The sequence below is a fragment of the Rhodococcus jostii NBRC 16295 genome, from assembly GCF_001894825.1.
GTDB lineage: Bacteria > Actinomycetota > Actinomycetes > Mycobacteriales > Mycobacteriaceae > Rhodococcus_F > Rhodococcus_F jostii.
This window is the reverse complement of the sequence record NZ_BCWY01000054.1, coordinates 18,790-32,365: the sequence shown is the minus strand read 5'-3', so window position 1 is coordinate 32,365 and position 13,576 is coordinate 18,790. Positions and strand designations below refer to the sequence as shown.

Sequence of the window (13,576 nt, the reverse complement as noted above, 5' to 3'; positions counted from 1 at the left end):
AGTCGAGTCCGACAATCCTACTCGTCAGTATCTTCAGTGTCGGAGGTTTTCGTGCCCGAGTTCAGCGCGCCACAGTCGTTCACGATCGCGGAGGACGCGTCCGCGGTCGACTCGGTGTTCGCCCACGCCGCGGCCGACCCGACGCTGGTCGTGTACAAGCGCAAGATCGGTGGACGGTGGACCGATGTCACGGCCGCCGACTTCGCCGCACAGGTCACCGCCGTCGCCAAGGGACTCATCGCGCTCGGCGTGCAGCAGGGCGACCGGGTGGCGCTGATGTCGGCCACGCGGTACGAGTGGCCCCTCGTCGACTTCGCCATCTGGGCGGCCGGCGGCGTCACCGTCCCGATCTACGAGACGTCCTCCGCCGAGCAGGTCCGCTGGATCCTCGAAGACTCCGCCGCGATCGATCTCGTCGTCGAGAACGCGACCCACGCGGCCACCGTGAAGGCCGTGGCCGCCGAGGCGACCGCGCTGCGCGGCGTCTACCAGATCGAGGCGTCCGACAGCGGCCGCGGCGTCGTCGACGAACTGACCGAGCTGGGCGCCGACGTTCCCGACTCCGAAGTCGAGGCCCGCGTCGCCGCGCTGAAGTCGAGCGATCCGGCCACGCTCATCTACACCTCCGGCACCACCGGCCGGCCCAAGGGCTGCCAGCTCACCCATTCGAACCTCATCGCCGAGTCCAAGGGCATCCTCGATTCCAGTCTCGGCACCCTGCTGAAGACACCGGGCGTCAGTACCCTCATGTTCCTGCCGATGGCGCACGTCCTCGCCCGCGCCGTCAGCATCGCGTCGTTCGACGCCGGCGCCGCACTCGGCCACACCAGCGACATCCCGAACCTCGTCCCCACGTTCGGCGAGTTCCGCCCCGACTTCATCCTGTCCGTGCCGCGCGTGTTCGAGAAGGTCTACAACAGCGCCCGCGCCAAGGCACACGGCGAGGGCAAAGGCAAGATCTTCGACGCCGCCGCCGAGACGGCCATCACGTGGAGCGAGGCCCAGGACAAGGGCGGCCCCGGCCTCGTCCTCAAGGCTAAGCACGCACTGTTCGACAAGCTCGTGTTCTCCAAGCTGCGGGCCGCTCTCGGCGGCAAATGCCAGCTGGCGATCTCCGGCGGCGCCCCGCTCGGCGCCCGCCTCGGCCACTTCTTCCGCGGCATCGGCATCACCATCTACGAGGGCTACGGCCTCACCGAGACGTCCGCGGCATTCGCGGTCAACACGATCGGCGAGCAGAAGGTCGGGTCCGTCGGCAAGCCCCTGGCGGGCAACTCCGTTCGCATCGCCGACGACGGCGAGATCCTGCTGTCGGGGCCGGTGGTCTTCAGCGGCTACTGGCGCAACGAGAACGCCACCGCCGACGCGATCGAGAACGGCTGGTTCCACACCGGCGACCTCGGATCGGTCGACGCCGACGGGTACATCACCATCACCGGCCGCAAAAAGGAGATCATCGTCACAGCGGGCGGCAAGAACGTCTCCCCCGCTCAGCTCGAGGATCACCTTCGCGCACACCCGCTGATCAGCCAGGCCATCGTCGTCGGCGATCAGCAGCCGTTCATCGGCGCGCTCATCACCATCGACGCCGACGCCCTGCCCGCGTGGAACGAGCGCAACGGCAAGCCCGCCGGCACGACGGTCGCGGATCTGCTCGCCGATGCCGACCTCACCGCCGAGATCGACGAGGCCGTCGCGGAGGCCAACAAACTCGTGTCGCACGCGGAAGCCATCAAGAAGTTCCGTGTCCTGCCCGTCGACTTCACCGAGGAGACCGGCGAGCTCACGCCGACGATGAAGCTCAAGCGCAACGTGGTGCACGACAGCTTCGCCGACGACATCGCGGCCATCTACGCGAAGTAGTGCGCCTCCGGCGCTCGTGAGTACTTGTCAACCGCCCGCGGTTGACAAGTACTCACGAGCGGTCACGCAAGCAGATTCTGGAGTTTGGCGGCGAGCACGTCCCATCGCCACTCCGCCTTGACCCATTCCCGGCCGGCGGCGCCCATCGCGGCCGCGCGATCACGATCCGACAGCACCGAGATCACCGAACGCGCCACCTCCGCCACCGAGGTGCCGTCCACGACCATCCCGGTCTCGTTCTGCCGCACCGTTTCCGGAGCGCCACCGGACTGTCCGGCGATGACGGGGACACCGGTGGCCGACGCCTCGAGGAAGACGATGCCGAGGCCCTCCACGTCGAGTCCCGCACCTCTCGTGCGGCAGGGCATCGCGAACACGTCGGCGATCGTGTGGTGGGCCGCCAGTTCGGCCGACGGCACCGTGCCGGTGAACACTACGTGGTCCTCCACCCCGACCGACCGCGCGAGCGAACGCAGGCGGTCCTCGTAGGGTCCGCCGCCGACGATCACCAGCACGGCCCCGTCGATGTGTTCGCGAATGCCCGGGAGCGCCCGGATCAGGATGTCCTGGCCCTTGCGCGGCACGAGACGCGACAGGCACAGGACGGTCGGCCGCTCCCCCAGCCCGTACCGGGCCCGTAGTTCCGCCCGCGCCCCGCTGTCCGGAGTGAACCGGTCGGTGTCGACTCCCGGGGGGAGGTGTTCGAGCGCCGCACTCGCGCCGAAGGCGGACGCGAACCGGCCGCGGGTGTAGCGGCTCACGTACGTGACGACGTCGGTCCGGGCGCCGATCCGCCCGAGGGCCTGGCGGGCGGCGGGCAGCATCGACCAGCCGACCTCGTGCCCGTGGGTACTGGCGACCACCCGCTCCGCTCCGGCGCGCCGGAGCGTGGGACTGAGCAGCGCGAGCGGGGCGGCTGCGCCGAACCAGACGCCCGTGCAGTCGTGTTCGGCCAGTAGTTTGGCTGCGCGGCGGGCGACGAACGGTGTGGGCACCATCAGCGTGGTGGGGTGGCGGACGACCTGAAACGGTTGCCGCGCATCGAACTTGATGTGCGAGTCGCCGCGCCAGCGCGGAGCATAGACGACCAGGTCGTCGGCGGGCAGGTGCTTGGCGAAGGTGTGCAGGTACGACTGAATTCCGCCGGGTCGCGGTGGAAAATCGTTCGTCACCAACAGGGTTCGGCGCATGTGATCACCGTAGGCGGTTCACCGTGCCGTCTCGGACGCAGGGTCACCCCAGGTGGGCGCCCACCCAGTCGGTCCAGCGGTCGCGGAACTGCTCGGCGTCGACGCCCAGGACGTCGGAGAGGCGTCCGTCCACGGTGTCCGGGTCGGACTCCCCCACCGCCAGCGTCCGGTACAGCTGCGTCAACCTCGATTCGCCGTACTCCTCGGCGACGAACGCGTTGATCGACCACGCCGTCTCGTAGGCGACCGAACCGCGTTCGCCGTATCCGGAGAAGTCGGTGTCGTCGGGGAACGCGGCCGGCGCACCCTCGGCCCCCACCTGCGCGGTCAGCGCGGGCGCGATCTGCCGTTCGGGCTCGCCGGTACCCCGGTACGCCGCGTACTCGGCATACCCTTCCAGAATCCACATCGGTGAACGGTCCACCGTGTCGGCACGTGCCGCCACGTGGATCAGTTCGTGCCGCAGGATCGCCCGCCGGGTGACGTCGGTCAGCCGTTGCGCCGACGCCGGACTGAACACGATCCGCTGCCCGGAGACCGCGGCGGCGTCCGGGTCGACGGCGTCGGAGATCGCGACGGCGGCGATGTCGCGCCCATCGTGGTTCGGGCCGACGAGCGCCGTGAACTCGTCCTGGGATCCCGCGACCCACACGAGCGCGCGGCCCGCCCAGCCCGAACCCCACAGCTGGGTGGCGTTGACGACGGCGGCGGGGAGTTCCTCGGCCAGCCGATCGACCATCGCGGCGTTCTCCGGATGTCCGAGCACCACCGACGTCCGCCCGTCGCCGATGTCGACGCGACGCGACACGACGGGTCCGAAATCCCACGGTCCGCGCCAGGTCCGTTGCTCGCCGTCCACCGTGGCGCTGTCGCTGACGAGTGTCCAGCGGTCACCGCGGCGGGCGACGACGAGAGCCACCGGTTTACGGGTGGGACTCTCGTCCGCCCCTGCGATCGCGTAGCGCAGCTGCACGGCGGGCGCCCACACGTCGTCGGCGCCGAGCGCGTCCACGAGGCTGGACGGCACCACCGTCTCGGGTCCCTCGGCGATCTCGTAACCCCAGTCCGAGAATTCCACCCCGGCTACATTGCCGGCGCGCCGCGTCTCCGCGGCCAGGAAACCCGGTGCCGCCGCCGGATCCATCAGACCGGACAGCTCGGCCGCGTCGTTCGTCCGCACCGCCGACGCCCAGGTGTCGAGGAGGGCCCGGACCGCCGTGGCACGCGACGTCGCGTCGGCCCGCGCGGCGCCGTCGTCACCGTGGTCGGTGTGCGAGAACCCGGTCAGCGCGAGGGCGACGACCACGGCAAGGACGAGTCCGGCCAGTGCGGCCAGTTCCCACGGGCGCGCCTGACGGCGAGGGGTCGGATCCGTTGCGGGAGACGGGTCTGATGCGGGCACGCCGGTGAGTGTATGAGCACACCGCCGCGCCGCTGTCGGACGGTCGCCGTCAGTAGCGGCGCGCCCCGTAGAACGGGAACTTCGCCATCGATTCGATTCTCACCGGAACACCGAACGTCGAGGCGTGCAGGATGTTGCCGTTTCCGGCGTACAGACCGACGTGGGACGCGTCGTTGTAGAAGAGGACGACGTCGCCGGGCTGGAGGTCGTCGCGGGACACCGGGGTACCGCCACTGGCCTGCGCCTGACTCGACCTCGGCAGCGTCTTGCCGATCTGCTTGTAGGCCCACACGACGAGCCCGGAGCAGTCGAATTCGTCGGGACCGGTGGCGCCCCACACGTACGGGTCGCCGATGCGGGTCATGCCCGCCTGCAGTGCGCTCGTGCCCGAGCCGGGCGTGAGGTGCGCGAGGATCGTGTTCGGATCGAAGCCGGGCGGGAACGGCGTCCCCACCAGCTGGTCGCGCTCCGCGCCGGTGAGATCCCCGAACGCCTTGATCACGTCGGCGATCTGCGCCTGCAGGTCGCTCTGCTTGCGTTGCAGTTCGTCGCTGACGGCCTTGGCCTGCTCCGTCGCGGACCGCGCGGCATCCGCGGACTGCTTCGACGCGTCGGCCGCCTTGGTGGCCTCCGAGGTGGCCGACTGGAATTGCGCGACCTGATTGCGGGTGTCTTGGGAGATGACGTCGAGCGCGGACATCTGGTCCAGGAGTTGCTGCGGGGAATCGCTGACCATCACGGCGAACAGGCGATTGGTCCGGGCGCCCTGGTAGTTGGCGGTGGCCAGCTTGTTCACGACCGGTTGGAAGACGGCGACGCGTGCGTTCGCGGCGTCGAGCACGCCCTGGTCCGCGGCGAGTTTCGCGTCGGCGTCGCGTTGCGTCGCCTGCTTGGCCTCGAGATCGCCCTGCGCGTTGTGGAGTGCCTCGGACGTCTGCTCGGACTGCCGGGAAAGATCACCGAGCTTCGTCAGCGCGTCCGTGGGGTTGGTGGTGACCGGGTCTGCACCCGCCTGGATCGAGGGCAGCGACACGAGTGCCACCGACAGCGCGGCCGCTGTCAGCACGCTGCCCAGGGAGCGCTTCATCTTGTATGAGGCCACGGAAATGCAGTTCTCCGATCGTCGATCTCCACCAGCCGGACCCGGCTGTCCGAGGTGCGGCTCAGAAGGTCCTCCCGGTCGGCGCGACCGTGGAGTGCCGAAGAGGTGGTGACCCGCGTTGCCGCCCGGATGGCGCGACAAGACTTCGCAAGGTCTCGGATAGGTTACGGAATGGCATACGTTCGTGTCCACCCATGTCACGGTCCGCGTGGTAGGGACCACCCGGCGGGTGGACAACCGTGTCTACCTGGGGCGCAACGACATCGAGGGTGGGTTCGAATCGTGATTCGAACCCACCCTCGGTGGTCGTGCGGGATCGTATGAAGTTACCCCGTGCATCCCCGCCCTCGACTCGGTGGATGCATCGCTTCGCGAGTGGATCAGTAGCGGCGTGCGCCGTCGAACGGCATCGACGCGATGGGCGCCAACTTCACGGGCTGGCCCTCGGTGGAAGCGTGGATCACGTTGCCGTTACCGGCGTAGATGCCCGAGTGCGAGCCGCCGTAGAAGGAGATCACGTCGCCGGGGCGGAGATCGGACTGCGACACGGGAGTACCGGCAGCCGCCTGCGCGTAGCTGGTACGTGGCAGGTTCAGTCCGGCCTGCTTGAACGCCCACTGCACCAGGCCGGAGCAGTCGAACGAGTTGGGACCTGCGGCGCCGTAGACATACGGCGAGCCGAGCTTGGTCTGAGCGGCCTGGACGGCCTTGTCACCTGCGGTGTTGGCTGGTGCGGGGGGCGCGGGCAGGTTCGGGACACCGGGGATCTGCGGGATGACGACACCCGGGATCTCGAAGGTTCCGACGCCGGGGATGGTGACGGGGTCTGCGGCCGCGGGGGCCGCGGTAGCGGTGAGCGCTCCGACTGCGAGCGCGCCGGCGACGACTGCCCGTCGCACATTCCGCTTGGAAACTTGTGACGCCACGAAAGGGGTACTCCGTTTCTTCCATTCATCCGCCGACCGAGTTAGCTGACGGGTTCGGGCTGGGAAGATCAGCCCTACCCACCGGTCCGTGAGGACGTCCCGGCGGGATTCACCCCAGTAGAAACTTGGGTTCCCGGTACGACCGCTCTCGCGAGTGGCCGATTAGGCGGTGACTAGCGATGCTGCCCCGGTGTGGGGCTGCGAGACTCCGCTAGGTCTCAGGAAGGTTACGAAATGGAATACCCCGATGTCGACCGGAACACGCGGAAAGTGTCCGTTTGAGCCGGTTCGAGGTTTGCGGTCGCGCGGTACCCGCATTCGATAACGACTAGATAACAGGCGGTATGTTTCCGATCTCGGTTCGATAGCGGGAGTGGGCATTTCGCAGCGATCCACGACTCCCCGATTTCTTCTCCCGACGCATTCCCGCTGTTCAACAGGGGTTCCGCGGAAGCCGCCCGACGTGACCACTTCATCCGCCGCCGGCCTCCCCACGCCATCGGGACCACACTCCCGGGGCTGCACACTCACTCGCCGCGCGCCCCCCGGCCGACGTCCGCGAAAGGCAGTGTGATCCTCGTCTCTCCCGGCGCTCCGGGCGGTTCTGTCGGTGCCCGTCCATACTCTCTGAGCCGTGAGCGTCCCTGGTGTACCCGAACAGCTGAGATTCGACGAGCTCGACACCCCACTGCGGGACACCACCTTCGTGGTGGTCGACCTCGAGACCACCGGCGCGCGGCCCGGCGAGGACGCCATCACCGAGATCGGCGCCGTGAAGATCCGTGGTGGCGAGGTGATCGGCGAGATGGCCACGCTCGTCGACCCCGGCCGGTCCATCCCCCCACACATCGTCGAGATCACGGGCATCACCACCGCCATGGTGATCGACGCCCCCCGGATCGAGCGGGTGCTGCCCGCGTTCCTCGAATTCGCGCGCGGAACGGTGCTCGTCGCCCACAACGCCCCCTTCGACACCGGCTTCCTCAAGGCCGCCGCGTCGGCCACCGACACCCCCTGGCCCAAGTTCACGGTGCTGTGCACCGTCAAGCTGGCCCGGCGCGTCCTCACCCGCGACGAGGCGCCGTCGGTCAAGCTGTCGTCGCTGGCCCGGCTGTTCGATGTCGGGACCACTCCGACACACCGGGCACTCGACGACGCCCGCGCCACCGTCGACGTCCTGCACGCCCTCATCGACCGGGTCGGCAATCAGGGAGTGCACAGTCTCACCGAGCTGGTCGACTACCTTCCCGACGTCTCCTCGCACCAGCGGGCGAAACGGACTCTCGCAAGCCACCTCCCGCACGCTCCCGGCGTCTACCTGTTCCGCGGGCCCTCCGACGAGGTCGTCTACGTCGGCACCGCCACCGATCTGCGCCGGCGGGTGCGCAACTACTTCACCGGTTCCGAGACCCGCGGCCGGATGAAGGAGATGGTGGCACTGACCACCCGGATCGATCACGTCGAATGCGCGCACGCGCTCGAGGCAGGCGTGCGTGAACTCCGGCTTCTGGCCGCGCACACGCCGCCGTACAACCGGAGATCCAAGTACCCCAGACGCGGCTGGTGGATCACGCTCACCGCGGAGGCCTTCCCCCGCCTGTCGGTGGTGCGGACCCCGGCCCCCGACTCCCTCGGCCCGTTCCGGTCCCGCTCGACCGCCGTCGACGTCGCCGACGTCCTCGCCGAGTACTGCATTCTCCGTACCTGCACGAGTCGCATACCGAAGGGCCGTGAGCACGGCGCGCAGTGTCCACCCCGCGAGCTCGGACAGTGCCCCGCGTCCGTCCACGGCCGTGACACCGAAGACGCGTACCGCCCCGGACCGGAACTGTTCCGCCGATTCCTGCGCGGTGAGGGCGACGCCCCACTGCACGGCATGCGCGCACGGGTGGAGGAACTCGCCGCCGCCGAGTTGTTCGAGAACGCGGCGCGCCTGCGCGACCGCACCGCGGAGGTCGTCCTCGCGTTGCGGAGAATGCAGCGCCTGGCGTCCCTCACCGCCCTCGATCAGCTGGTGGCCGCCCGCCCGGCCGCGACCGGCGGCTGGGAGTTCGCGGTGATCCGTTCGGGGCGACTCGCGTCCGCGGGCCGCGCTCGGCGCGGCATCCACCCGATGCCGGTGGTCGATGCGCTGGTCCTGACTGCCGAAACCGTGGTTCCCGACGCGACTCCCCTCCGGGGTGCGTCCGTCGAAGAGGCCGGACTGCTGGCGCGCTGGCTCGAGCAGGAGGACACCCGCATCGTCAGCGCCTCGTCCGGCTGGTGCGAACCCGCACGGGGCGCCGGATCGTGGTCCGAGTGGTGTGCGCTCGCACGAGCCGGCGGTGCGTCGACACGGGACGACGAGACCCGACCTCCCGCGCCGGATTCCGTCGACCACCGCTTAGGCTGGCGATCATGATCAACGCCATCGTCCTGATCCACGCCGAAGCCCACCGCATCCCGGAGACCGCTCAGGCCGTCGCCGACATCGAGGGCGTCGACAAGGTCTATTCCTGCGCGGGCGACGTCGACCTGATCGCGATCGTGCGGGTGCGCGACCACGCGAAGATCGCGGAGGTCGTCACCGAGGGAATCAACAAGGTGGACGGCGTCTCCAGGACGGCGACGCACATCGCGTTCCAGTCCTACTCCAGCGCCGACGTCGAAGCGGGCTTCTCGATCGGCGAATAGCTCCGCCGGCTACTTACTGGTCGCCAGACCCGACGTGAGATCGGCCCACTGTTCGAGCAGGGTCGCCGCCGCGCCACTGTCGATGGACTGCGCCGCCGTCGAGAGCCCCTCCGACAGCCCGTCTTCGAGGGTGCGGCCGCCGAGCCCGCGGAACGCCGCGATCGCCGCCGCCGCGTTGAGCAGCACCGCGTCGCGCACCGGTCCGGTCTCGCCCGCGAGGAGTCGCCGCGCCACCGCAGCGTTCACGTCGGCGTCGCCGCCGCGCAGTGCGTCGAGCGGCACCCGAGCGATCCCGATGTCGCGGGGGTCGAGCTGACGGGTGGTCACCGACCGGTCCGACACGATGTGCACGGTCGACGTGGTCGACGTCGTCAACTCGTCCAGACCGTCGTCACCCCGGACCACGAGGGCCGAGTTGCCGCGCTGCGCGAGCACACCGGCCACCACCGAGATCAGGCCCGGGAACGCGCAGCCGATGAGGCCCGCCCGCGGCCGCGCCGGATTGGTGAGCGGTCCGAGCACGTTGAAGACGGTCGGGATGCCGATCTCCTTGCGCGGCGCACCCGCGAACCGCAGGGCGGGATGGAACACCGGCGCGAAGCAGAAGCCGATGCCGACCTCCCGGACGCATCGGGCCACCTCGTCGGGACCGAGGTTGATCTTCACGCCGAGCGCCTCGAGTACGTCCGCCCCACCACTCTTGGACGACGCTGCCCGGTTTCCGTGCTTGACGACGCGGATGCCGGACGCCGCGACCACCAGCGACGCCATCGTCGAGATGTTGACAGTGTTGGATCGGTCACCGCCGGTGCCGACGATGTCGACGACGTCGTCGTCGATGGGGACCTTGCGTGCATGCCCGAGCATCGAGTCGGCGAGGCCGCGCAGTTCCTCCGGCGTCTCACCCTTCATCTTCAGGGCGACGCCGAACGCCGCGATCTGCGCGGAAGTGGCGTTGTCGGACATGATCTCGTCCATCGCCCATTTCGCATCGTCCACCGCGAGGTCACGTCCGTCGGTAAGCGCGCCGAGGATCGACGGCCACGTGCGCGCCGACAGCACACCGTCGTTCGTTCCCTGAGCAGTCGGGCTCTGCATCGTCGTGTCCCCTTGTACTAGTGGCGGATCCGATCCCTGGCAGCCTAGTCACCGGCCGGATCGGACTCGCGCGCCGGTTGCATCGCGTCCCAGCCGTCGACCGAGCCGCCGAGCCGCTGCGCCAGCCCGGCCATTCTCGACCTTTCCTGGGAACAGTGCAGCGCGTCGAGGATCTGGACGCGCTGCAGCACCAGTGCGACCGTCGCGTCGGCCTCGTCGGGTGACGACGAGGACGGCGTTTCGTCCGGGTCCTGCGGCCGGTAGCCGTCCTGGGCGGCGATCGACGCGGCATCCGCCGCCGCGGCCGCGGGCAGCCGCAGATGGTGCCGCAGGACGGCTTCCGCGTCGGCCTCCCACCGTGGGTCCTCGGCGGCGGCGCGGTCGAGCACCGTGGAACACGCCTCCACGTCGTCGAAGCTCGAGGCGACGACGACGAGGTCGCGCCGATCCTGGTCGAGAGGGGCCGGTTGCCGACTGCCGAACAGTCTCCGCAGCCACCCCGTACTGTTGTCACGAGAACGCATGGCTCCACCCTTTCACGGTCCGCGACCAGGCTGTCAGCAGGGAGAATCGGACAAGCAGGACGCCTCGGCGCGCCGAGGGTGGACCCGGGTAGTCGTCTCTTACGACGAAGCGTCATACTTCTGTCTGTGACGAGCGCAGTAGGGACTTCAGGATCAGCAATCACCCAACGCGTGCACTCGCTGAACCGACCTAACATGGTCAGCGTTGGCACCATCGTGTGGTTGTCAAGTGAGCTCATGTTCTTCGCAGGGCTCTTCGCCATGTACTTCGTGGCGCGAGCACAGGCGAATGGAAACTGGCCGCCGGAGCCGACCGAGCTGAATCTGTTCCTCGCCGTACCGGTGACGCTGGTGCTGATCGCCTCGTCGTTCACCTGCCAGATGGGCGTGTTCGCGGCCGAGCGCGGCGACGTCTTCGGCCTCCGCCGGTGGTACCTGCTGACGTTGGCGATGGGCACCTTCTTCGTCCTCGGACAGGGATACGAGTACATCCACCTCGTCGAAGAGGGCACCACCATCTCCAGCAGCGTGTACGGCTCGGTGTTCTACATGACCACCGGCTTCCACGGCATGCACGTGATCGGCGGCCTCATCGCGTTCGTCTTCCTGATCGCCCGCACCAAGGTCAGCAAGTTCACGCCCGCCCAGGCCACCGCCGCCATCGTCGTCTCGTACTACTGGCACTTCGTCGACATCGTGTGGATCGCCCTGTTTGCCACGATCTATTTCATCCGTTGATCAGCTGAACGCCCCAGGCAGCCCCCTGACGTCCAGTCCGTCCCGACATACCAAAGGGATACAGATGAGTTCATCCCCCCCTCCCGCATCCGATACCACAGCGTCTGCCGCGAAGGCACGCCGCCAGCGGAAGCTCCGCAGGCGCGTCACGGGCGCCCTGGTCCTGATGATGGGACTGGTCAGCGCCGGTTTCCTCGCGTCCGCGTTGACGCCGACCCCGCAGGTGGCCACCGCCACCGATGATCAGGCAGCACTGATCCGCGAAGGCAAGCAGTTGTACGACACCTCGTGCATCACGTGCCACGGCGCGAACCTGCAGGGTGTGCAGGACCGCGGCCCCAGCCTGATCGGTGTCGGCGAGGCCGCCGTGTACTTCCAGGTGTCGTCGGGACGTATGCCCGCATCGCGCAACGAGGCTCAGGTCGAGCGCAAGCCCGTCAAGTTCGACGCCGAGCAGACGGACGCCATCGGCGCCTACGTCCAGGCCAACGGCGGCGGCCCCACGGTCATCCGCGACGAGAACGGCGAGGTCGCCCAGTCTTCGCTGCGCGGCGGCGACATCGGACGCGGCAGCGAACTGTTCCGCCTCAATTGCGCTTCCTGCCACAACTTCACCGGTCGCGGCGGCGCGCTGTCGTCCGGTAAGTACGCCCCGGTCCTCGACCCGGCGAGCGAGCAGCAGATCTACACCGCGATGGTCACCGGCCCGCAGAACATGCCCAAGTTCTCGGACCGTCAGCTGACCCTCGAGGAGAAGAAGGACGTCATCGCCTACATCAAGTCTTCCGGCGAGACGAAGCAGCCCGGTGGCTACGGACTCGGCGGCATCGGTCCCGCCTCCGAGGGCTTGGCCATGTGGGTCATCGGAATCATCGCTGTCGTCGGTGCAGCACTGTGGATCGGAGCAAGGTCATGAGCGACGCTGGCCAGCCGGGCGGCGCCACGCCAAAGAAGTACACGGACGCAGAACTCGAGAACCTGAGCCGCGACGAACTGGTCGAGCTCGGTACCAACCTCGACCACGTCGATGTCGCGTTCCGCCGCAACCGCTGGGCGGTTCCGGGAACGAAGGCCGAGAAGCGCGCCGAGCGGTCGGTCGCGTTCTGGTTCGCCCTGTCGGGCGTCTCCGCCATCGCGTTCATCGCGATCTACCTCTTCTGGCCCTGGGAGTACGCCGGCGCCGGCGAGGAGCACTACTCGGCCTACAGCCTGTACACGCCGCTGATCGGCCTCACCATGGGTCTGGCCATCCTCGGCCTCGGTGTCGGAGCGGTGCAGTTCACCAAGAAGTTCATCCCCGAAGAGGTGTCCATCCAGGACCGCCACGACGGTGGATCGTCCGAGGTCGATCGCAAGACGATCGTCGCGGAACTCGGCGACTCGTTCGACACATCGACGCTCGGGCGCCGCAAGCTCCTCAAGCGCACCCTCATCTTCGGTGGTGGCGCGCTCGGCATCATGTCCGTCATGCCCCTCGGCGGCCTGATCAAGAACCCTTGGGCCAAGCGCGACGACTCCCCGCTGTGGGTGTCCGGATGGACCCCCCGCTACGAGGGCGAGACCATCTACCTGCGCCGCGACACCGGACGCCCCGAGGACGTCGTCCTCGTCCGCCCGGAAGATCTCGACGCCGGTGCCATGGAAACCGTGTTCCCCTTCCGCGAGTCCGATCGCGGCGATCACGACGCGCTGCTCGAGGCACTGCGTGGCATCCGTAACGCGACCATGCTCATCCGCCTCCGCACGGAGGACACGGCCAAGGTCACCAAGCGTCAGGGCCAGGAGAGCTTCAACTACGGCGACTACTTCGCCTTCTCGAAGATCTGCACCCACCTCGGCTGCCCCACGTCCCTGTACGAACAGCAGACCAACCGAATCCTCTGCCCGTGCCACCAGTCGCAGTTCGATGCGCTGACCTACGGAAAGCCGATTTTCGGTCCGGCCGCTCGTGCACTTCCGCAGTTGCCTATTACAGTGAACGAAGAGGGTTTCCTAGTCACAACGGGTGACTACATCGAAGCTCTCGGCCCGGCATTTTGGGAGCGTCGACCGTGACCGAC

12 protein-coding genes and 1 riboswitch are annotated in these 13,576 nt (G+C 68.4%); of the genes, 6 read left to right on the top strand and 6 right to left on the bottom strand.

Annotated features, from left to right (window positions below):
- The first annotated feature begins 51 nt into the window (after nt 1–51).
- Nucleotides 52–1,863 carry an AMP-dependent synthetase/ligase gene (locus tag RJ1_RS28610; RefSeq protein WP_073365924.1) on the top strand — a complete coding sequence of 604 codons (1,812 nt, stop codon included), beginning with the start codon at nt 52–54 and terminating at the stop codon, nt 1,861–1,863.
- A gap of 62 nt (nt 1,864–1,925) precedes the next feature.
- Here RJ1_RS28610 and RJ1_RS28605 read toward each other — a convergent pair whose 3' ends face one another.
- From RJ1_RS28605 to RJ1_RS28590, 4 genes are all read right to left on the bottom strand, one after another.
- Nucleotides 1,926–3,053, bottom strand: coding sequence for a glycosyltransferase family 4 protein (locus RJ1_RS28605; RefSeq protein WP_073365897.1), 1,128 nt, complete (start codon nt 3,051–3,053; stop codon nt 1,926–1,928).
- A 43-nt stretch (nt 3,054–3,096) separates the two neighbouring features.
- Entirely contained in the window at nt 3,097–4,455 is a 1,359-nt protein-coding gene (locus RJ1_RS28600; protein ID WP_073365896.1) for a peptidase MA family metallohydrolase, read from the bottom strand.
- 49 nt (nt 4,456–4,504) lie between these two features.
- Entirely contained in the window at nt 4,505–5,557 is a 1,053-nt protein-coding gene (locus RJ1_RS28595; RefSeq protein ID WP_083400452.1) for a C40 family peptidase, read from the bottom strand.
- A 380-nt stretch (nt 5,558–5,937) separates the two neighbouring features.
- Nucleotides 5,938–6,483, bottom strand: a complete 546-nt coding sequence (locus RJ1_RS28590; RefSeq protein WP_073365894.1) for an NlpC/P60 family protein — start codon at nt 6,481–6,483, stop codon at nt 5,938–5,940.
- A 14-nt stretch (nt 6,484–6,497) separates the two neighbouring features.
- A riboswitch (cyclic di-AMP (ydaO/yuaA leader) is annotated at nt 6,498–6,662 on the bottom strand.
- A 455-nt stretch (nt 6,663–7,117) separates the two neighbouring features.
- On the opposite strand from RJ1_RS28590, the gene RJ1_RS28585 reads away from it, so the two are divergent.
- Both RJ1_RS28585 and RJ1_RS28580 read left to right on the top strand, forming a co-directional pair.
- Nucleotides 7,118–8,884, top strand: coding sequence for a DEDD exonuclease domain-containing protein (locus tag RJ1_RS28585; protein ID WP_073365893.1), 1,767 nt, complete (start codon nt 7,118–7,120; stop codon nt 8,882–8,884).
- Complete coding sequence (locus RJ1_RS28580; RefSeq protein ID WP_005247708.1) at nt 8,881–9,156, top strand: Lrp/AsnC family transcriptional regulator; 276 nt, start codon at nt 8,881–8,883, stop codon at nt 9,154–9,156. The genes RJ1_RS28585 and RJ1_RS28580 overlap by 4 nt, the downstream gene beginning before the upstream one ends.
- Nucleotides 9,157–9,165: 9 nt before the next feature.
- Here the strand turns inward: RJ1_RS28580 and trpD are convergent, their stop codons facing one another.
- Together trpD and RJ1_RS28570 are read right to left on the bottom strand one after the other, a co-directional pair.
- Complete coding sequence (trpD, locus tag RJ1_RS28575) at nt 9,166–10,254, bottom strand: anthranilate phosphoribosyltransferase (protein WP_073365892.1); 1,089 nt, start codon at nt 10,252–10,254, stop codon at nt 9,166–9,168.
- A 44-nt stretch (nt 10,255–10,298) separates the two neighbouring features.
- Nucleotides 10,299–10,778, bottom strand: a complete 480-nt coding sequence (locus RJ1_RS28570; protein WP_073365891.1) for a ribonuclease E inhibitor RraB — start codon at nt 10,776–10,778, stop codon at nt 10,299–10,301.
- Nucleotides 10,779–10,904: 126 nt separating this feature from the next.
- Here RJ1_RS28570 and ctaE point away from each other — a divergent pair, with 126 nt between their 5' ends.
- The 3 genes from ctaE to qcrA all read left to right on the top strand — a co-directional run bounded on the left by ctaE (nt 10,905) and on the right by qcrA (nt 13,571).
- Entirely contained in the window at nt 10,905–11,516 is a 612-nt protein-coding gene (gene ctaE / locus RJ1_RS28565) for an aa3-type cytochrome oxidase subunit III (RefSeq protein WP_073365890.1), read from the top strand.
- 64 nt (nt 11,517–11,580) lie between these two features.
- Complete coding sequence (qcrC, locus tag RJ1_RS28560) at nt 11,581–12,432, top strand: cytochrome bc1 complex diheme cytochrome c subunit (RefSeq protein WP_073365889.1); 852 nt, start codon at nt 11,581–11,583, stop codon at nt 12,430–12,432.
- Complete coding sequence (qcrA, locus tag RJ1_RS28555; protein ID WP_073365888.1) at nt 12,429–13,571, top strand: cytochrome bc1 complex Rieske iron-sulfur subunit; 1,143 nt, start codon at nt 12,429–12,431, stop codon at nt 13,569–13,571. Before qcrC ends, qcrA begins: the two co-directional genes overlap by 4 nt.
- Nucleotides 13,572–13,576 lie beyond the last annotated feature (5 nt).